15 protein-coding genes and 1 pseudogene are annotated in these 19,417 nt (G+C 66.5%); 11 read left to right on the forward strand and 5 right to left on the reverse strand.

The window, feature by feature from the left end:
• The first annotated feature begins 108 nt into the window (after window positions 1-108).
• The 5 genes and pseudogenes from clpS to WS70_RS05010 all read left to right on the forward strand — a co-directional run bounded on the left by clpS (window position 109) and on the right by WS70_RS05010 (window position 5,976).
• A complete protein-coding gene (clpS, locus tag WS70_RS04990) occupies window positions 109-423 on the forward strand; it encodes an ATP-dependent Clp protease adapter ClpS (protein ID WP_059469261.1) in 315 nt (104 codons plus the stop codon).
• A complete protein-coding gene (gene clpA, locus WS70_RS04995; RefSeq protein ID WP_059596451.1) occupies window positions 420-2,720 on the forward strand; it encodes an ATP-dependent Clp protease ATP-binding subunit ClpA in 2,301 nt (766 codons plus the stop codon). Before clpS ends, clpA begins: the two co-directional genes overlap by 4 nt.
• 97 nt (window positions 2,721-2,817) lie before the next feature.
• On the forward strand, window positions 2,818-4,197 hold the full coding sequence (locus WS70_RS05000; RefSeq protein ID WP_059596450.1) for an amino acid permease: 1,380 nt from the start codon (window positions 2,818-2,820) through the stop codon (window positions 4,195-4,197).
• Between the two features lie 84 nt (window positions 4,198-4,281).
• A pseudogene (locus WS70_RS05005) lies at window positions 4,282-5,036 on the forward strand (hypothetical protein).
• Between the two features lie 154 nt (window positions 5,037-5,190).
• Window positions 5,191-5,976: a COG4705 family protein gene (locus WS70_RS05010; protein WP_059469257.1), complete on the forward strand. Its 786-nt coding sequence runs from the start codon at window positions 5,191-5,193 to the stop codon at window positions 5,974-5,976.
• A 96-nt stretch (window positions 5,977-6,072) separates the two neighbouring features.
• On the opposite strand, the gene dut is transcribed toward WS70_RS05010, so the two are convergent.
• The 5 genes from dut to WS70_RS05035 all read right to left on the reverse strand — a co-directional run bounded on the left by dut (window position 6,073) and on the right by WS70_RS05035 (window position 12,303).
• A complete protein-coding gene (gene dut / locus WS70_RS05015; protein WP_059469256.1) occupies window positions 6,073-6,519 on the reverse strand; it encodes a dUTP diphosphatase in 447 nt (148 codons plus the stop codon).
• A 62-nt stretch (window positions 6,520-6,581) separates the two neighbouring features.
• Window positions 6,582-7,793, reverse strand: coding sequence for a bifunctional phosphopantothenoylcysteine decarboxylase/phosphopantothenate--cysteine ligase CoaBC (gene coaBC, locus WS70_RS05020; RefSeq protein WP_059469255.1), 1,212 nt, complete (start codon window positions 7,791-7,793; stop codon window positions 6,582-6,584).
• Between the two features lie 61 nt (window positions 7,794-7,854).
• Window positions 7,855-8,358 (reverse strand): signal peptidase II, encoded by a 504-nt coding sequence (lspA, locus tag WS70_RS05025; RefSeq protein WP_059469254.1) that lies wholly within the window; start codon window positions 8,356-8,358, stop codon window positions 7,855-7,857.
• Window positions 8,359-11,196: an isoleucine--tRNA ligase gene (gene ileS / locus WS70_RS05030; protein ID WP_059596448.1), complete on the reverse strand. Its 2,838-nt coding sequence runs from the start codon at window positions 11,194-11,196 to the stop codon at window positions 8,359-8,361.
• A gap of 114 nt (window positions 11,197-11,310) precedes the next feature.
• On the reverse strand, window positions 11,311-12,303 hold the full coding sequence (locus tag WS70_RS05035) for a bifunctional riboflavin kinase/FAD synthetase (protein ID WP_059469252.1): 993 nt from the start codon (window positions 12,301-12,303) through the stop codon (window positions 11,311-11,313).
• A 123-nt stretch (window positions 12,304-12,426) separates the two neighbouring features.
• Between WS70_RS05035 and purN the strand changes: the two genes are divergently transcribed.
• The 6 genes from purN (at window position 12,427) to nadC (ending at window position 19,295) form a co-directional block, all read left to right on the forward strand.
• Window positions 12,427-13,089 carry a phosphoribosylglycinamide formyltransferase gene (purN, locus tag WS70_RS05040; protein WP_059469251.1) on the forward strand — a complete coding sequence of 221 codons (663 nt, stop codon included), beginning with the start codon at window positions 12,427-12,429 and terminating at the stop codon, window positions 13,087-13,089.
• Window positions 13,086-14,348 carry an RsmB/NOP family class I SAM-dependent RNA methyltransferase gene (locus WS70_RS05045; protein WP_059469250.1) on the forward strand — a complete coding sequence of 421 codons (1,263 nt, stop codon included), beginning with the start codon at window positions 13,086-13,088 and terminating at the stop codon, window positions 14,346-14,348. Before purN ends, WS70_RS05045 begins: the two co-directional genes overlap by 4 nt.
• Window positions 14,349-14,363: 15 nt before the next feature.
• Window positions 14,364-15,716, forward strand: a complete 1,353-nt coding sequence (locus tag WS70_RS05050; protein ID WP_059596447.1) for a mechanosensitive ion channel family protein — start codon at window positions 14,364-14,366, stop codon at window positions 15,714-15,716.
• Window positions 15,717-15,912: 196 nt separating this feature from the next.
• Entirely contained in the window at window positions 15,913-17,109 is a 1,197-nt protein-coding gene (locus WS70_RS05055) for a DesA family fatty acid desaturase (protein ID WP_059469248.1), read from the forward strand.
• A gap of 168 nt (window positions 17,110-17,277) precedes the next feature.
• Complete coding sequence (gene nadA / locus WS70_RS05060) at window positions 17,278-18,414, forward strand: quinolinate synthase NadA (protein WP_059469302.1); 1,137 nt, start codon at window positions 17,278-17,280, stop codon at window positions 18,412-18,414.
• Window positions 18,411-19,295 carry a carboxylating nicotinate-nucleotide diphosphorylase gene (nadC, locus tag WS70_RS05065; protein ID WP_059469247.1) on the forward strand — a complete coding sequence of 295 codons (885 nt, stop codon included), beginning with the start codon at window positions 18,411-18,413 and terminating at the stop codon, window positions 19,293-19,295. Before nadA ends, nadC begins: the two co-directional genes overlap by 4 nt.
• Window positions 19,296-19,417: the final 122 nt, after the last annotated feature.

A 19,417-nucleotide genomic window follows, 5' to 3' on the forward strand; every position in this document is an offset into this window, starting at 1 on the left:
TCGACGTGAGAGGGATGCTGCCGCACGTGGGGAGCCGGGGAGGGCGCCGGCTGGTCAGTCGGTTAATGACAGGATTGCGGGCCTGTCCGAGTTGTTTAGAATGAGTGTATGGCGATTATCCCGGACAAGCAGGACAGCACCGTCCTGGAACGCAAGGAGCAGAAGCTCAAGCCACCTTCGATGTTCAAGGTGGTGCTCCTGAACGACGACTTCACGCCAATGGAATTCGTCGTGATGATCGTGCAGGAGTATTTCAAGAAAGATCGCGAAACGGCCACACAGATTATGTTGAAGGTGCATCGCGAAGGGCGGGGGGTTTGTGGGGTCTATACGCGAGACATCGCGTCGACCAAAGTCGAGCAAGTCGTTACCCATGCGCGGCAGGCCGGGCATCCGCTGCAGTGCGTGATGGAGGAAGCATGATTGCCCAGGAATTGGAAGTCAGCCTGCACATGGCGTTCATGGAAGCGCGCCAGGCGCGGCATGAGTTCATTACGGTCGAGCATCTCTTGTTGGCACTGCTGGATAATCCGACGGCAGCCGAAGTGTTGCGCGCGTGCGCTGCAAACATCGAGGATCTGCGCCAGAACCTGCGCAATTTCATCCACGACAACACGCCGACCGTACCCGGCACCGACGACGTCGACACGCAGCCGACGCTCGGCTTTCAGCGCGTGATCCAGCGCGCGATCATGCACGTGCAATCGACGTCGAACGGCAAGAAGGAAGTCACGGGCGCGAACGTGCTCGTCGCGATCTTCGGCGAGAAGGATTCGCATGCGGTCTACTATCTGCAGCAGCAGGGCGTGACGCGCCTCGACGTCGTCAACTTCATCTCGCACGGCATCGCGAAGACGAGTAGCAGCGAGTCCGCGAAGCCGGCCGACGCGAGCGCGGAAGCCGACGACGCGAACACGCAGAAGGAAACGCCGCTCGCGCAGTTCACGCAAAATCTGAACCAGATGGCGAAGGACGGCCGCATCGATCCGCTCATCGGACGCGAGTCCGAGGTCGAGCGCGTCGTGCAGGTGCTCTGCCGCCGCCGCAAGAACAATCCGCTCCTCGTCGGCGAGGCGGGCGTCGGCAAGACGGCGATCGCCGAGGGCCTTGCGTATCGCATCACGCGCGGCGAGGTGCCGGACATTCTCGCGAACGCGCAGGTGTATTCGCTCGACATGGGCGCGCTCCTCGCCGGCACGAAGTATCGCGGCGATTTCGAGCAGCGTCTGAAGACGGTGCTCAAAGAGCTGAAGGAGCGTCCGCACGCGATCCTCTTCATCGACGAGATCCATACGCTGATCGGCGCGGGCGCCGCATCGGGCGGCACGCTCGACGCGTCGAACCTGCTGAAGCCGGCGCTGTCGTCGGGCACGCTCAAGTGCATCGGCGCGACGACGTTCACCGAGTATCGTGGGATCTTCGAAAAGGATGCGGCGTTGTCGCGGCGCTTCCAGAAGATCGACGTGACGGAGCCGACCGTCGAGCAGACGGTTGCGATCCTGCGCGGCCTGAAGTCGCGCTTCGAGGAGCATCACGGCGTCAAGTATTCGTCGGGCGCGCTGTCGGCGGCCGCCGAGCTGTCGGCGCGCTTCATCACCGACCGTCATCTGCCCGACAAGGCGATCGACGTGATCGACGAAGCAGGCGCCGCGCAGCGCGTGCTGCCGAAGTCGAAGCAGAAGAAGACGATCGGCAAGAGCGAGATCGAGGAAATCATCTCGAAGATCGCGCGCGTCCCGCCGCAGAGCGTGTCGCAGGACGACCGCAGCAAGCTGCAGACGCTCGACCGCGATCTGAAGAGCGTCGTGTTCGGCCAGGATCCGGCGATCGACGCGCTCGCGGCCGCGATCAAGATGGCGCGCGCGGGCCTCGGCAAACTCGACAAGCCGATCGGTGCGTTCCTGTTCTCCGGCCCGACTGGCGTCGGCAAGACCGAAGTGGCGCGGCAGCTCGCGTTCACGCTCGGCATCGAGCTGATTCGCTTCGACATGTCGGAGTACATGGAGCGTCACGCGGTGAGCCGCCTGATCGGCGCGCCGCCGGGCTACGTCGGATTCGACCAGGGCGGGCTCCTTACCGAGGCCGTCACGAAGAAGCCGCATTGCGTGTTGCTGCTCGACGAAATCGAGAAGGCGCATCCGGACATCTTCAACGTGCTGCTGCAGGTGATGGATCACGGCACGCTGACCGACAACAACGGCCGCAAGGCGGACTTCCGCAACGTCATCATCATCATGACGACGAACGCGGGCGCGGAGTCGATGCAGAAGGCGACGATCGGCTTCACGACGCGTCGCGAAGTCGGCGACGAGATGGCGGACATCAAGCGCCTCTTCACGCCCGAGTTCCGCAACCGGCTCGATGCGACGATCAGCTTCCGTTCGCTCGATGAGGAAATCATCATGCGGGTGGTCGACAAGTTCCTGATCCAGCTCGAGGAGCAACTGCACGAGAAGAAGGTCGACGCCCTCTTCACCGATACGTTGCGCAAGCATCTCGCGAAGCACGGCTTCGACCCGCTGATGGGCGCGCGGCCGATGCAGCGGCTGATCCAGGACACGATCCGGCGCGCGCTCGCCGACGAACTGCTGTTCGGCAAGCTCGTCAACGGCGGTCACGTGACGGTCGACGTCGACGAGAACGACAAGGTGCAACTGTCGTTCGACAAGGCGGCGACGCCGCCCAGCAAGCCCAACGAAGAGACGGTGGAAGTCGAATAACCGCTGGTCGAACGCTTCGAACGAACGGCGCGGGAAGTCTCCCGCGCCGTTTCGTTTTGTTTGCAGCCGATAAAAAGTACAAAAGCAGGAGTTTGGTTTGACGCAACAACAACAAACGTTCGACTCGATCGTCGAACGCGAGAAGGGCCTGCGGCGCGGGCTCTCGTCGGGGCAGATGGCGATGATCGCGATCGGGGGCGCGATCGGGACGGGGCTCTTTCTGGGCAGTGGCTTCGCGATCGGGCTCGCGGGGCCGGGCGTGCTGGTGTCCTACGCGATCGGCGCGCTGATCGCGCTGCTGCTGATGGGCGCGCTGGCGGAAATGACGGTCGCGCATCCGACGTCGGGTTCGTTCGGCGCGTACGCCGAGCATTACGTCAGTCCGCTCGCCGGGTTTCTCGTCCGCTATGCGTACTGGTCGGCGGTCGTGTTCGCGGTCGGCACCGAAGTGAGCGCGATCGCCGTCTTCATGAAGTACTGGTATCCGGCCGTGCCCGGCTGGTACTGGGTCATCGGGTTTTCCGCCGTGCTGATCGCGGTGAACATGGCGAGCGTCACGCTCTACGGCGTCGTCGAATACGTGTTCTCGCTGCTGAAGATCACCGCGATCGTCGCGTTCATCGGGCTCGGCGCGTACTTTGTCTCGACTGCGCCTGCTTCGTCCGGCATCAGTTTCGCGAACTACGCGGCGCACGGCGGCTTCTTTCCGAAGGGTTTCTCGGGCGCGTGGGTCGCGGTGATCGTCGCGATCTTCAGCTACATGAGCATCGAAACCGTCGCGATCGCGGCGGGCGAAGCACGCGATCCGCAGCGCGCGGTGTCGCAAGCGTTTCGGTCGACCGTGCTCCGCCTCGTGCTGTTCTATCTGCTCACGCTGTCGCTGATGCTCGCGATCGTGCCGTGGACGCAGGCCGGCACCGACGAAAGCCCGTTCGTCAAGGTGATGGCCGCGACGCACGTGCCGTACGCGGCGGGCGTCATCAACTTCGTCGTGCTCATCGCGGCGCTCTCCGCGATGAACAGCCAGCTCTACGTGACGACGCGGATGATGTTCAGCCTGTCGCGCGCGCGGCTCGCGCCCGCGCTTTTCGGGCGCATCGCCGCGAACGGCGTGCCGCTCGCGGCGCTCGTCGTGTCGACGAGCGGCGTCGCGGTCGCGGCCGTGCTGGTTGCGCTGTATCCGGAAACCGCGTTCACGCTGCTGATGGCGATCGCGATGTTCGGCGCGCTGTTCACGTGGCTGATGATTTTCGTCACGCATCTCTTCTTTCGCGCGCGCTATCGCGGTCCGACGCCCGCGTTCAGGATGTGGCTGCATCCGGTGGGCAGTCTGCTCGGCGCGGCGCTCGTCGGCGCGGTGCTCGTGACGACGGCGTTTACGCGCGAGTTCAGAATGACGATGATGATCGGCATTGCGTTCATCGTGCTGCTGACGCTCGCGTATCGGCTGCATTACCGCGCGCGGCACGCCGGCTAGCTGCAGCGCGACGAGCGCGAAGCCGGGGCGCGGCGTCGTCGTAACGGCGCCGAATTCGGGGCGGCACTTCTGACGAGAGACAGAATGACGACGACGAAGAAGACCGGCGAAGCGGTCGATGCCGAGCGTGCATCGGCGGACGCGCGGGCGCGGGAGCGTTCGTGCGTGCGGTGAGGCGCGTCGTGTTGGGCGCGCTCGTCGGCGTCGCGTTCGCTTGTCCGTTCGCGGCCGCGTTCGGGTCGACCTTGCGCGCGTCTTCGAGCAGCAGGGCCGTGCCGCTCCTCGACACGACGCCGTGGCTCGCGAGCGTGCAAGCGCCGAAGTCCCCGTTCTTCACGCGCGAATCGGACGCAGAAGGCGTGTCGTTCCACTTCAAGAACAGCGGCCGCTACGTCGCGAAGGGCGGCGAGGTGGTCGTCAGCGAGTCGGCGGACGGCGACATGTGGCTGGGCGGCATGGTGCACGCGACGTACATCGACCGCGCGGGCGCCGCGACGTCCGGATGGCTCGTGCGCTCGCACTTGCAGCCGGTCCGCACGCCCACGCGCGCGCCCGGCTGGGACGGCCGCTGGCGCAGCAGCGAGGGCGCACGCAGGCTGATCGTGCGCGGCGATCGCGTCAGCTATTCGTTCATGGGGGGCGGCGCGCAGTCGCGTGTCGAGATGCTGTTGCGGATGCGGCCCGTGTCGGACGCTGAAGCGACGCTGTCGCGCGCGCAAGCGTCGGACGGCGTATGCGATCTCGACGTGCGGCGCCTCGACGACTATCTTGTCGTGACCGCGCGGGATTGTTTCATCCATGGCGTGAATCCGGAGGGAATCCTGCGCAGACAGCGATAACGTGAACGGCCGGTGTGCGTCACCCCACGAATCGGCCGATGTCCGCAAGCCGCGCATGCGGGTTAACGCGTTCTTAAGCCACCATTTTCTAGCATTCGAGTCTCGTGCCGCGCTGCGGCGATTGGTCTATTCCGAATTCCTTCGAGAGGCTCGCATGAACAAGCTCCCTGCGATTACGCTCGCGTTCTGGGTGATGAAGATCTGCGCGACGACGCTCGGCGAAACGGGCGGCGATCTGCTGTCGATGACGCTCAATGTCGGCTATGCGTACAGCTCGCTGATCCTGTTCTCGTTTTTCATCGTTACGCTCGCCGCACAGCTCGCGGCGACGCGCTACCGCCCGGCGATCTACTGGGCGGTGATCGTCGCGACGAGCACCGCCGGCACGACGATGTCCGACTTCATGGACCGCACGCTCGGTCTCGGCTATGCGGCCGGCTCCGGCATTCTCGTCGCGATCCTGCTGACGATCTTCGCCGTGTGGCGGCTGCAGGGCGAATCGCTCGCAGTCACCGAGATACGCACGCGCAAGGTCGAGCTCCTCTACTGGATCGCGATTCTGTTCTCGAACACGCTCGGCACCGCGCTCGGCGACTTCCTCGCCGACAGCTCGGGCCTCGGCTTCGCGGGCGGGGCGTTCCTGATCGGCGGCTTGCTCGCGGTGATCGTGCTCGCCGCGTACCTGACGAATGTGTCGAAGGTGTTTCTGTTCTGGGCGGCGTTCGTGCTGACGCGGCCGTTCGGCGCGACAGTCGGCGATCTGCTGACGAAGCCCGTCGCAAAGGGCGGCCTTGGGTTCGGCACCGTCGGTTCGTCGGCAATTCTCGCGGGCGTGCTGATCGCGCTCGTGATCTCTGCGATGTTCGCCGAAGCGAAACAGGCGAAGCAAGAAGGAGAGCAGCCGCAGCTCGGCTGGAAGCAGCCAGCGCTCGAGGAGTGAGCGCCGGCGTAACGGCAAGAGGCGGGAAGGGCAAGAGGCGGGAACGGAAGCGCGTGCGGGGTCGGTTGGGCACCGCACGTATTTTGTCGCTTGGACTCAGCCGCGCCCGGTGCTGCCGAAGCCGCCCGCGCCGCGCTCGCTTTGCGCGAAATCATCGACGAGATTGAACGTCGCCTGCACGACCGGCACGATCACGAGCTGCGCGAGGCGCTCGAACGGATTCAGCACGAATTCGGTCTGGCCGCGATTCCACGTCGAGATCATCAGCTCGCCCTGGTAGTCCGAATCGATGAGGCCGACCAGGTTGCCGAGCACGATCCCATGCTTGTGGCCGAGGCCCGAGCGCGGCAGGATCAGCGCCGCGTAGCCGGAATCGGCGAGATGGATCGCGAGGCCGGTCGGCACGAGCGTCGTGTCGCCCGGCTTCAGCGTGACGGGCGCGTCGAGGCACGCGCGCAGATCGAGGCCCGCGCTGCCGGTCGTCGCGTATTTGGGCAGGTAGTCGCGCACACGCGCGTCGAGAATCTTGAGATCGAGTTTCATGCGGCGAAAATCGGTGACGGTGGTTGAGAGGCGCGGACGCGCGAGGCGGCTGCGGCGGTGCGTCAGATGAGGCTCGTGTCGGGCAGCCGCTTCGCGATTTCGGCGACGAGCGCGTGCGCGAGCGTCATCTTGTCGGCGCGCGGCAGGCGCGTCGTGCCGCTCGCTTCGAACAGCACGACTTCGTTGTCGTCGAGGCCGAACGTCAGCGGGCCGAGATTGCCGATCAGAAGGGGCACGTTCTTGCGCACGCGCTTTTCCTCGCCGTGCACGTCGAGATCGCCGCTCTCCGCCGCGAAGCCGACGCAATAGGGCGCATCGGGCCGCGCCGCGACGGTCGCGAGGATGTCAGGATTTTCGACAAACGTGAGCGCCGGCATCTTGTGGTCGGCGGTCTTCTTGATCTTGTGCTCGGCGGGCTGCGCGGCGCGCCAGTCGGCGACCGCGGCGACCGCGATGAATACGTCGGCGTCCGGCACCGCGTTCAGCACCGCGTCGTACATCTGCTGCGCGGTCTGCACGTCTTCGCGGTACACGCCCCACGGCGTCGGCAGATGGACGGGGCCCGCGACGAGATGCACGTCGGCGCCCGCCTGCTGCGCGGCGCGCGCGATCGCGAAGCCCATCTTGCCGCTCGAGCGGTTCGTGAGCCCGCGGACCGGATCGAGCGGCTCGAACGTCGGACCCGCGGTGATCAGCACGCGGCGGTGTGCGAACACCTTCGGCTGGAAGTGCGACACGGTTGCTTCGTAGATCGCCTCCGGCTCGAGCATCCGGCCGTCGCCGACTTCGCCGCACGCCTGCGCGCCCGAATCGGGCCCGAGCACCGCGACGCCGTCGTGGCGCAATTGCGCGACGTTGCGCTGCGTCGCCGGGTTCTGCCACATCTGGCGGTTCATCGCGGGCACGACGAGAAGCGGGCAGTCGCGCGCGATGCACAGCGTCGACAGCAGATCGTCGGCGAAACCGTGCGCGAGCTTCGCGAGGAAATCGGTCGATGCCGGCGCGATCACGATCGCGCCGGCTTCGCGCGATAGATCGATGTGCGCCATGTTGTTCGGCATCCGCGCATCCCACTGGCTCGTGTAGACGGGGCGGCCCGACAGCGCCTGCATCGTGACGGGGGTGATGAATTGCGTCGCGGCGTCGGTCATCACGACCTGCACGGTCGCGCCCGCCTTCGTCAGAAGACGCGTGAGCTCGGCGATCTTGTAGCAGGCGATGCCGCCCGTGAGGCCGAGGACGAGGTGTTTTCCTGCGAGTTCTGCGTGTGCCAACTGATGTCTCCGAAAGCACGTGGAGCCGGCGCGCGCCGGCCCCTGCGCGAAGTGTATGCGCTCAGCGTGCGCCGCGCACGCGGCGCAGCTCGTCGTAGATGAGGAGCACCGCGCCTACCGTGATCGCGGAGTCGGCGAGGTTGAACGCGGGCCAGTGCCACGCGCCGACGTGGAAATCGAGGAAGTCGATCACGTGACCGTACAGCAGGCGGTCGATCACGTTGCCGAGCGCGCCGCCGAGGATCAGCGCGAGCGACAGGCTGAAGAGGCGCTGATGGCCATGGCGCTTTAGCAGGTAGCAGATCACGAGCGTCGCGCCGACGCCGAGCGCCGTGAACGCCCAGCGCTGCCAGCCGCCCGCGGTCGCGAGGAAGCCGAACGCCGCGCCGCGGTTGTAGATCAGCGTCAGGTTGAAGAACGGCGTCAACTGATGCATTACGCCGTACACGAATGTCTTCAGCACGGCGATCTTCGTCAGTTGATCGAACAGGATCACGATCAGCGAGATGCCGAGCCACGGCGCGAGCGCGCCGCCCGAGGATTTCGACAGGGTGCTCTTCGCCATTTATGCAGCGCTCCGGGTTTCGCCGTTTTCGAACAGGTTGGAGAAGCAGCGGCCGCAGAGCGTCGGATGATCGGCGTGCGCGCCGACATCGTCGCGGTAGTGCCAGCAGCGCTCGCACTTTTGGTGCTTCGACGTCGCGACGTCGACGCCTTCGTCCGCTTCCGCATCGACCTTCGCGACCTTAGCCGCCGACGTGATCAGCACGAACTTCAGATCGTCGCCGAGGCTCGCGAGCGCGTCGTAGCGCGCGCCCGACGCGCGCACTTCGACTTCCGCCTGCAGCGACGAGCCGATGCGGTTCTCGGTGCGGGCTTCCTCGAGCGCCTTCGTCACGCTGCCGCGCACGTCGCGCAGCAGCGACCATTTCGCGACGAGCGCGTCGGCGCCGGCGACTTCCGGATACGCGTAATAGGTTTCGGTGAAGATCGTGTCGCTTTGCGGCCGGAACACGCGCCACGCTTCCTCGGCCGTGAACGACAGGAACGGCGCGAGCACGCGCAGGAGGCCCTGCGTCACGTGGTAGAGCGCCGTCTGCGCGGAACGGCGCGCGTTCGACGCCGGCGCGCTCGTGTACAGACGATCCTTCAGGACGTCGAGATAGAAGCCGCCCAAGTCTTCCGAGCAGAATGTCTGCAGCTTCGCGACGACGGGGTGGAACTCGTACTTCTCGTAGTGCGCGAGCAGCTCGGTCTGCAACTGAGCGGCGAAGGCGACCGCATAGCGATCGATCTCGAGCCATTCGCTCGCGGGCAACGCGTCCTTCGCGTAATCGAAATCCGACAGGTTCGCGAGCAGGAAGCGCAGCGTGTTGCGAATCCGGCGATAGCCTTCCGTTACGCGCTTGAGAATCTCCTCGGAGATCGCGAGCTCGCCCGAATAATCGGTCGATGCGATCCACAGGCGGATGATCTCCGCGCCGAGGCGGTTCGCGACTTCGTGCGGATCGATCCCGTTGCCGAGCGACTTGCTCATCTTGCGGCCTTCGCCGTCGACCGTGAAGCCGTGCGTGAGGAGGCCCTTGTACGGCGCGCGGCCGTCGAGCATCGACGCGGTCAGGAGCGACGAGTGGAACCAGCCGCGGTGCTGGTCCGAGCCTTCGAGGTACAGGTCGGCCGGGAACTGCAGTTGATCCTTGTGCGAGCCGCGCAGCACGTGCCAGTGCGTCGTGCCCGAGTCGAACCACACGTCGAGCGTGTCGCGGTTCTTTTCATAGAGGTTCGCGTCGTCGCCGATCAGCTCGCGCGGATCGAGCGTTTGCCACGCCTCGATGCCCGCCTGCTCGACGCGCTTCGCGACTGCTTCGAGCAGCGCGAGCGTGCGAGGATGCAGCTCGCCCGTTTCCTTGTGGACGAAGAACGCCATCGGCACGCCCCATTGGCGCTGGCGCGACAGCGTCCAGTCCGGACGGTTCGCGATCATGCTGTGCAGCCGCTGCTTGCCCCACGACGGATAGAACGCGGTCGCGTCGACCGCGTCGAGCGCGGTCTCGCGCAGCGTGCGGCCGCCGTTCTTCGGCTGCGTGTCCATGCCGGCAAACCATTGCGACGTCGCGCGATAGATGATCGGCGTCTTGTGGCGCCAGCAGTGCATGTAGCTGTGCGAGTAATGCTCGTTGCGCAGCAGCGAGCCCGCCGCCTTCAGCGCGTCGACGATCTTTGGATTCGCGTCCCAGATCGTGAGGCCGCCGAAGAGCGGCAGCGATTCGATGTAGCGGCCGTCGCCCATCACCGGGTTGATGATGTCCGAATCGGTCATGCCGTGCGACTTGCAGGAGACGAAATCCTCGACGCCGTAAGCGGGCGACGAGTGGACGACGCCCGTGCCGGTGTCGGTCGTCACGTAGTCGCCGAGATAGACGGGCGCAGTGCGCTTGTAGCCCGGATGCGCGGCGGCGAGCGGGTGATGGAAGCGCAGGTTCGCGAGCTTGTCGCCGCGCGTCGTCGCGATCACGTTGCCCGTCAGGTCGAAGTCCTTCATGCACGCTTCGACGCGTTCCTCCGCGATGATGAGGAGGCCGCGCTGCGTGTCGACGAGCGCGTAGACGATTTCCGGATGGAGGTTGAGCGCCTGGTTCGCCGGAATGGTCCAGGGCGTCGTGGTCCAGATCACGATCCCGCCTTCGGCGCGCGGCAGTGCGGGCAGGCCGAACGCCTGCGCGGTCTTCTCCGGCTCCGCGAACGCGAACAGCACGTCGATCGTCGGATCGGTGCGGTCCTTGTATTCGACTTCCGCTTCGGCGAGCGCCGAGCCGCAATCGAAGCACCAGTTCACGGGCTTCAGACCGCGGTACACGTAGCCCTTCTCGATGATCTTGCCGAGCGCGCGGATTTCTTCCGCCTCGTTCTGGAAGTTCATCGTCTTGTACGGATTGCCCCAGTCGCCCAGCACGCCCAGGCGCTTGAAGCCCGCCTTCTGCTTCTCGATCTGCTCGGTCGCGTATGCGCGCGCTTTCTCCATCACCTCGGCGGCGGGCAGCGACTTGCCGAACTGCTTCTCGATCTGGATCTCGATCGGCATCCCGTGGCAGTCCCAGCCGGGCACGTACGGCGCGTCGAAGCCCGCCATGTTGCGCGACTTCACGACCATGTCCTTCAGGATCTTGTTGACCGCGTGGCCCAGGTGGATGTCGCCGTTCGCGTACGGCGGGCCGTCATGCAGGATGAACTTCGGGCGGTCCTGGCTCGCCGCGCGGATCTTGTCGTAGACGCCGCGGGCCTCCCAGTCCTTCACCCATTGCGGCTCGCGCTTCGGGAGGTCGCCACGCATCGGGAACGGCGTGTCGAGCAGGTTGACCGGATACTTGGCCTGCGGTTTCGAATCGGCTTTTTTGTTGCTCATGTCGGGATCGCTATGGAATCTTGGGGACGCTCGTGCGTCGTGAAATCGGGGAGGTGCGGCGCGGACTGCGGGCGGCGCGGCGGACGGCGTCGCCCGGCGCGGGCGCAGCGTCGATCAGCTAATTCGGTCGGTGGCCGACGTCGCGAAACCGGTCGCGCGGCTGCCTGGCGCGCGGCCGTGTGCGGCGAAGTACGCGCGCGTATCGACGACGTCCTGCGCGATCGCGCGCGCGAGCGTCTCGAGATCGACGAATTTCGCCTCGTCGCGCAGCTTCTTCAGGAATTCGACGCGAACGAGTTTGCCATACGCGTCGCCGTGCCAGTCGAGCAGATGCACTTCGAGCAGCACGCGGCCCGAATCGTCGATGGTCGGCCGCACGCCCAGGCTCGCGACGCCCGGCAGCGGCTCGGGCCCGATGCCGTGCACGTGGACGACGAAGATGCCGGACAGCGCCGGGCGCTTGTGCGCGATCGGCAGGTTCAGCGTCGGGAAGCCGAGGTCGCGGCCGAGTTTGAGCCCGTGCGTGACGTGGCCGCTGATCGCGTAGCCGTGGCCGAGTGCGCGCGCGGCCGCGTCGAGATCGCCCGCCGCGAGCGCGGCGCGCACGCCGGAGCTCGAGATTCGCGCGCCGTCGGCGTCGGCGAGCGTTTCCATCTGCTCGACCTCGAAGCCGAAACGCTCGCCCGCCGCCTTCAGCGACGCGAAATTGCCCGCGCGCTTCGCGCCGTAGCAGAAGTCGTCGCCGACCATGATCCAGCGCGTGTGCAGCCCGTGGACGAGCGTGCGCTCGACGAACGCCTCGGGCGACTGGCTCGCGAACGTGTGGTTGAAGTGCTCGACGACCACGCGGTCGACGCCGTGCTCGCGCAGCGCTTCGAGCTTGTCGCGCAGCATCGCGATCCGCGGCGGCGCGCCGGCCGGATTGAAGAATTCGCGCGGGTGCGGCTCGAATGTCATCACGCACACGGGCAGCCCGCGCGCATCCGCCGCCGCGCGCACGCGCGCGAGCAGGGCCTGGTGGCCGCGATGGACACCGTCGAAGTTGCCGATCGTCAGCGCGCACGGGGCGCGGCTTTCGGCGTTGGGCAGGCCGCGAAAGACTTTCACGATAGCGGATGGCAGCGTGGGGGATGAGCGGCCGGATGCCGCAAAGCAAAAGATTATAAACGCTCGGGCGGCCGGGCGGCTCAGGATGCCGGAAACGGCAGGGCCGAATGGTAAAATCCGCGGATGAAAAAACTCGTCATCCTGATTTCCGGCCGCGGCAGCAACATGGAGGCCATCGTACGCGCTTGCGCGCGCGAGGGCTGGCCTGCCGAGGTTGCCGCTGTGATTTCCAACCGGCCGGGCGCCGCGGGCCTTGAATTCGCGGCGTCGCACGGCATCGCGACCGCCGTGGTCGACCATCGCGCATTCGATGGCCGCGACAGCTTCGACGCGGCACTCGCCGCCGAGATCGACCGTTTCAGCCCCGATCTCATCGTGCTCGCCGGCTTCATGCGCATACTCACGCCGGCCTTCGTCGCCAGATATGCGGGTCGGATGCTCAACATCCATCCGTCGCTGCTGCCGAGCTTCAAGGGCATCCATACGCACCAGCAGGCGCTCGACGCGGGCGTCGCGCTGCACGGCGCATCCGTCCACTTCGTGATTCCGGAGCTTGACAGCGGCGCGATCGTGGCTCAAGCGGCGGTGCCCGTCGTCGCGGGCGACGACGCCGTCGCGCTCGCCACGCGCGTGCTCGCGGCCGAGCACGTGCTGTATCCGCGCGCGGTGCGCTGGTTCGTCGAAGGGAAGCTGCGCCTCGAGGCGGGGCGCGCGGTCGTCGCGCCCGACGAGGCGCGCTGGCTGTTCACGGATGCAATCGACACATCGACGAGCGAGGGCGTATGAAGCTGCACGGTTTCCTGATTGGCCAGACCGAGGCGCTGCTCGCCGAGGTCCTGAAATTCGTCGGCCCGGCCGACGTCACGACGAGCCGCTTCTTCCGCGCGCATCCGAAGCTCGGCCACGCCGAGCGCGGCGTGATCGCCGAGGCGGTGTTCGCGGTGCTGCGGCGGAAGATGGAATATGCGCACCTTGCCGAGAGCGGCACGGGCGCGCCGGCGCGACGCCTCGCGCTGCTCGGTCTGATGCAGACGGTCGGCCGCTCGGCGCTCAAGCCGTTCGTGTCGGACGCCGAGTGGGCGTGGCTCGACCACGTCGCGAAGATCGATCCGGCGAGCCTGCCGCTGCGCGTGCGCACGAACCTGCCGGACTGGATTCATCAGGCGCTTGCCGAGCGTGTCAGCGCGGATGACCTCGCGCAGTTCGCCGCCGCCGTCAATTATCCGGCGCCGCTCGACCTGCGCGTGAACGCGCTGAAGGCGACGCGCGACCAGGTCATCGACGGCCTGCGCGCGGCGGGCGTCGATGCGGGCGCGACGCCGTTCGCGCCGTTCGGCGTGCGCGTCGTCGGCAAGCCGGCGCTCACGAAGCTCAAGCTGTTCGAAGAGGGGCAGATCGAAGTTCAGGACGAGGGCAGCCAGCTGCTGTGCTCGCTCGTCGCGCCGCGGCGCGGCGAGATGGTCGTCGATTTCTGCGCCGGCGCGGGCGGCAAGACGCTCGCGCTCGGCGCGATGATGCGCTCGACGGGCCGCCTGTATGCGTTCGACGTGTCCGAGAAGCGCCTCGCGAAGCTGAAGCCGCGCCTCGCGCGCAGCGGGCTGTCGAACGTGAACCCGGTGCTGATCGACAGCGAGCACGACGCGAAGATCAAGCGGCTTGCGGGCAAGATCGATCGCGTGCTCGTCGACGCGCCGTGCAGCGGCCTCGGCACGCTGCGCCGCAATCCGGATCTGAAGTGGCGCCAGTCGCGCGAGTCGGTCGCCGAACTCGCTCCGAAGCAGGCGTCGATCCTCGCGAGCGCCGCGCGCCTCGTAAAGAAGGGCGGGCGGCTCGTCTACGCGACCTGCAGTGTGCTCGAAGCGGAGAACGAGGCGATCGTGTCCGAATTCCTCGCCGCGCATCCGGAGTTCGTGCTGGTGCCGGCGAACCGCTTGCTCGCCGAGCAGCGGATCACGCTCGACACGGGCGACTACCTGTCGCTCTGGCCGCACCGCCATGCGACCGACGGCTTCTTCGCCGCGGTCCTCGAGCGGCGCACGCAATAACGGGCGGGTTCGCGGATGGTCACGAATCACCTGACCCGGCGGCTCGCGGCGGTCGCCCATGACTTCGGCCAGCCTGCGATGATCTGGCAGGCGGTCGCGTTCCTCGGCTCGCTCGCGCTCGCTTGGCTCGTCGCGCGTTTTCTGCGCGGCCGGATCGACGCGCGCCGCCGGGCGGCCGGCCGGCCGCCCGGGGCGGGCGCGCTGAGCCTGAACCGTGCGCTGTTTCCGCTCATCGGTGGCGCGTTCATGTGGTTCGCGGAGACGGTGTTCGACGAACTGATGCCGACGTCGCTCCTGCAACTCGCGCTCGTGCCGCTCTTCGGCATCGGCCTCATCTACATTTTGTTCTTCGTCGCGCGCCGCGTGTTCGCGCGCGACGGCCACACGCACGCGTGGCTGTCGATCGTCGAGAAGGTCGTGTCGATCGTCGTGTGGGTCGCGATGGCGCTCACGGTGCTCGGCATCCAGCGCGACGTGCTCGCATGGCTCGACAGCGTCCAGTTTCGCGTCGCGAACGCGCGCCTGACGCTCTTGTCGGTGGTGTCGGGCGCGCTGTGGGTCTGCGTGACGCTCGTCCTCGCGATGTGGCTCGGCTCGGTGCTCGAAGAGCGGCTGATGCGCGCGCGCTCGCTCGATGCGAACCTGCGCGTCGTGCTCGCGCGCGTCGGCCGCGCGTTGCTCATCTTCGCGGCGGTGCTGATCAGCCTGTCGCTCGTCGGGATCGACGTGACGGTGCTCGGCGTGTTCGGCGGCGCGGTCGGCGTCGGGCTTGGTTTCGGCCTGCAGAAGATCGCGAGCAATTACGTATCGGGCTTCATCATCCTGCTCGACCGGTCGCTCAGGCTCGGCGATGCGATCAACGTCGGCGGCCTGCAGGGCGTCGTCACGCAAATCCGCACGCGCTACACGGTCGTGCGCGGCCTCGACGGCAACGAGACGCTGATTCCAAACGAGAAGCTGATCACCGACGTCGTGCAGAACCAGTCGTCGTACCTGACGCGCGGCTATGCGAAGATCGCGGTGCAGGTAGCGTACACGTCGGATGTCGAGCACGCGATGTCGTTGCTCGTCGAGGCGGCGCAGGGCGTCGAGCGCGTGCTCGAGGAGCCGAAGCCGACGCCGTATCTCGTCGGCTTCGGCGCGGACGGCATCGATCTCGAACTCGGTTTCTGGATTGCCGACGCGGCGAAGGGAACGGCGGGCGTGCGCTCGGCGGTCAACCGGAACGTCTGGCGGCTTTTTGTCGCACACGGGATTTCGATCCCGTTTCCGCAGCGCGAAGTTCGCGTGATCGGGCTGCCGGACGGTATCGCGCCCGCAGCCGGCGCAAACGGCTTCGCGGCAGAGCGGACGCGGCAGGACGCATAGCGGGGCGGGGCGCCGTCGCGCGCCCCTTTAGCCCGAAAACACCCGCGCGCGTATTGCACTGCCGCAAGAAATATTCATTTTTTACAAAGACTTGGAACGGATGAAGTAAAATCCCGTCCTACTACGCGGTATGCTTTCATTTTCTTGACGCAGGTCATTTGAGCCGGCGTCCTTACTACTTGTACAGGTAACTGCCTTGTTGAATTCCCTGCTCGATTTCTTTGCCAACGGGCTTCTGCGCTTCACGTGGTGGCAGATCGTGCTGTTCACGCTCGCCGTCACGCACGTGACGATCGTCGGCGTGACCGTCTATCTGCACCGCTGCCAGGCGCACCGCGCGCTCGATCTGCATCCGATCGTGAGCCACTTCTTCCGCTTCTGGCTGTGGATGACGACGGGCATGCTGACGGGCCAGTGGGCGGCGATCCATCGTAAGCACCACGCGAAGTGCGAGACCGAGGAAGATCCGCACAGCCCGCAGACGCGCGGCATCTGGAAGGTGCTGCTCGAAGGCGCCGAGCTGTATCGCGCGGAAGCGAAGAACGAAGAGACGATGCGCAAGTACGGCCACGGCACGCCGAATGACTGGCTCGAGCGCAACCTCTACTCGAAGTATCCGATTCTCGGCGTGAGCGTGATGATGGTGATCGACGTCGCGCTGTTCGGCCTCGTCGGCCTCACCGTGTGGGCGGTCCAGATGGTGTGGATTCCGTTCTGGGCGGCGGGCGTCGTCAACGGCCTCGGCCACTTCTGGGGCTATCGCAACTTCAACGCGGCCGACGCGAGCACGAACCTCTTTCCGTGGGGCATCGTGATCGGCGGCGAGGAACTGCACAACAACCACCATACCTTCGCGACGTCGGCGAAGCTGTCGAACAAGTGGTACGAGTTCGACATCGGCTGGATGTACATCCGGATCATGTCGGCGTTCGGGCTCGCGAAGGTGAAGAAGATCGCGCCGACGCCGCGCCTCGCCGCGCGCAAGACCGTGCTCGACCAGGAAACGCTGCAGGCCGTGCTGTCGAACCGCTACGAGGTGATGGCGCGCTACGCGAAGACGCTGAAGCGCGCGTACAGGCAGGAGCTCGCGCATCTGAAGGAGCTCGGCGCACGCGAGAAGTACCAGCTGATGCGCGGCGCGCGCAAGTGGTTCCACAAGGACGAGGCGGGCCTCGACGAGCCGCAGAAGCGGATGCTGCCGGAGATCTTCGCGAACAGCCAGAAGCTGCACACGTTCTTCCAGCTGCGCGCCGAACTTGCCGCGATCTGGGAGCGTTCGAATGCGTCGCGCGAACAGTTGCTCGCGCAACTGCAGGACTGGTGCCATCGCGCGGAGCAAAGCGGCATCAAGGCGCTGCAAGAGTTCGCGACGCGCCTGCGCCGCTACGCCTGAGTCGTCCGAGCCGAAATCGATTAGAATTTCAGGACGTCACAAACCCCGCGCTGGCGGGGTTTTTCTTTTGGGCCGGCCGTTTTTCCGCGGCGGTGATCAGCAGGGCTGAACTTGGTACGGAACCAGAGTGCGGGCTCGAGCGCCAACTCTGGTCGACAGGAGATGAAGATGCAATCGGCGATCAAACCCGTCGAGTACGACCGCCCGCTCGCGGCAGGGGCGGCCTGCGGCGTCGGCGAGGCGTGGGCGAAGGTGCCTGAGCCGCTCGCCGCCGGCGAGCGCGACGCGCTGAAGGCGCAGATCAGGGCCTTGCTCGTGCGCGAGAAGGCCGTGTTGGTCGCGCACTATTACGTCGACGCGGATCTGCAGGAGCTCGCGGACGAGACGGGCGGCTGCGTCGCCGATTCGCTGGAAATGGCGCGCTTCGGCCGCGATCACGACGCGCAGACGCTCGTCGTCGCCGGCGTGCGCTTCATGGGCGAGACGGCGAAGATCCTGAGCCCGAACAAGCGCGTGCTGATGCCCGACCTCGACGCGACGTGCTCGCTCGATCTCGGCTGCCCGATCGACGAGTTCTCGCAGTTCTGCGACGCGCATCCGGACCGCACGGTCGTCGTCTACGCGAATACGAGCGCCGCGGTGAAGGCGCGCGCGGACTGGATGGTCACGTCGTCGATCGGCCTCGAGATCGTCGCCGAGCTGCATGCGCGCGGCGAGAAGCTCATCTGGGCGCCGGACCGTCACCTCGGCGGATACATTCAGAAGAAAACGGGCGCCGACATGCTGATGTGGCAGGGCTCGTGCCTCGTCCACGACGAGTTCAAGGGCGTCGAGCTCGATCTGCTGCGCACCGAATATCCGGACGCGAAGATCCTCGTGCATCCCGAATCGCCCGAGAGCGTCGTCGCGCTTGCGGACGTCGTCGGCTCGACGACGCAGCTCATCGACGCGGCCGTGAAGCACGATGCGCGGCGCTTCATCGTCGCGACCGATCTCGGCATCCTGCACAAGATGCGGCTCGCGGCGCCCGGCAAGACCTTCATCGAGGCGCCGACGGCCGGCAACAGTGCGACGTGCAAGAGCTGCGCGCATTGCCCGTGGATGGCGATGAACGCGCTGTCGAACCTGTCCGAGGTGCTCGAGCGCGGCCACAACGAGATCTTCGTCGACGCGCCGATCGCCGAACGCGCGCGCGTGCCGATCGACCGGATGCTCGACTTCGCCGCGCGCCACAGGAGGCGCGTACAGGCGAGCGGCGATCTGCAGCGCGATCAGCAACTCTTCGCGAACGTGGGGGCGGCATGACGAACGACGCAGTGTCGCCGCTCTTCGTTGAGATCTCGCACGAATACGGCGCCGCATTCGAAGCGGCGATCGCGCGTAATGTCGCCGATGCGCTTGCCGAGGATGTCGGCAGCGGCGATCAGACCGGGCGTCTCGTGCCGGACGGCGCACCGCGCTGCGCGCGCGTGATCGTGCGCGAGGCGGCCGTGCTGTGCGGCGTGCCGTGGTTCGTCGCGGTGGTGCGCGCGGTCGATCCGTCGATCGAAGTCGACTGGCGGTATCGCGAAGGCGATCGGATGACGGCCGACTCGACCGTCTGCGAATTGCGCGGTCCTGCGCGGTCGCTATTGACGGCCGAACGCAACGGGCTCAACTTCCTGCAACTGCTGTCGGGCGTTGCGACCGCGACGCGCCGCTACGTCGACCGGATTGAGGATACGCGCACGCGCATCCTCGACACGCGAAAGACGCTGCCGGGCCTGCGGCTCGCGCAGAAATACGCGGTGCGCGTCGGCGGCGGCGCGAACCAGCGGCTCGCGCTCTATGCCGGCATCCTGATCAAGGAGAATCACATCGCGGCGGCGGGCGGCGTCGACAAGGCGCTCGACGCGGCGTTCGCGCTGAACGCCGACGTGCCGGTGCAGATCGAGGTCGAAACGCTCGACCAGTTGCGCACGGCGCTTGCCCACGGCGCGCAGTCGGTGCTGCTCGACAACTTCACGCTCGACATGATGCGCGACGCGGTGCGCGTCACCGAGGGCCGCGCGGTGCTCGAGGTGTCGGGTGGCGTGAATTTCGACACGGTGCGTGCGATTGCGGAGACGGGCGTCGACCGGATCTCGATCGGCGCGCTGACGAAGGACGTGCGCGCGACCGATTACTCGATGCGCATCGTCGAATGATGTAACGGCTGCGCGTGTCCGGATCGTCGGGCGGGCGGCTGGGCTGAAGCAAAGGGCTGTCGGCGTGCCATGCGCCGGCAGCCCTTTGTTCATTGCGCGCCGTTTTCGGCGCGCGTCATGCG

This window comes from Burkholderia mayonis (assembly GCF_001523745.2).
In the GTDB taxonomy this organism is placed as follows: domain Bacteria; phylum Pseudomonadota; class Gammaproteobacteria; order Burkholderiales; family Burkholderiaceae; genus Burkholderia; species Burkholderia mayonis.

Excerpts from the sequence above, each read along its gene's own strand:
- ileS (WP_059596448.1), bottom strand. The coding sequence starts at position 11,196 with ATGAGCAACAAAAAAGCCGATTCGAAACCGCAGGCCAAGTATCCGGTC.
- nadA (WP_059469302.1), top strand. The coding sequence starts at position 17,278 with ATGCAATCGGCGATCAAACCCGTCGAGTACGACCGCCCGCTCGCGGCA.
- nadC (WP_059469247.1), top strand. The coding sequence starts at position 18,411 with ATGACGAACGACGCAGTGTCGCCGCTCTTCGTTGAGATCTCGCACGAA.
- purN (WP_059469251.1), top strand. The coding sequence starts at position 12,427 with ATGAAAAAACTCGTCATCCTGATTTCCGGCCGCGGCAGCAACATGGAG.
- WS70_RS05045 (WP_059469250.1), top strand. The coding sequence starts at position 13,086 with ATGAAGCTGCACGGTTTCCTGATTGGCCAGACCGAGGCGCTGCTCGCC.
- clpS (WP_059469261.1), top strand. The coding sequence starts at position 109 with ATGGCGATTATCCCGGACAAGCAGGACAGCACCGTCCTGGAACGCAAG.
- WS70_RS05050 (WP_059596447.1), top strand. The coding sequence starts at position 14,364 with ATGGTCACGAATCACCTGACCCGGCGGCTCGCGGCGGTCGCCCATGAC.
- lspA (WP_059469254.1), bottom strand. The coding sequence starts at position 8,358 with ATGGCGAAGAGCACCCTGTCGAAATCCTCGGGCGGCGCGCTCGCGCCG.
- dut (WP_059469256.1), bottom strand. The coding sequence starts at position 6,519 with ATGAAACTCGATCTCAAGATTCTCGACGCGCGTGTGCGCGACTACCTG.
- WS70_RS05010 (WP_059469257.1), top strand. The coding sequence starts at position 5,191 with ATGAACAAGCTCCCTGCGATTACGCTCGCGTTCTGGGTGATGAAGATC.
- clpA (WP_059596451.1), top strand. The coding sequence starts at position 420 with ATGATTGCCCAGGAATTGGAAGTCAGCCTGCACATGGCGTTCATGGAA.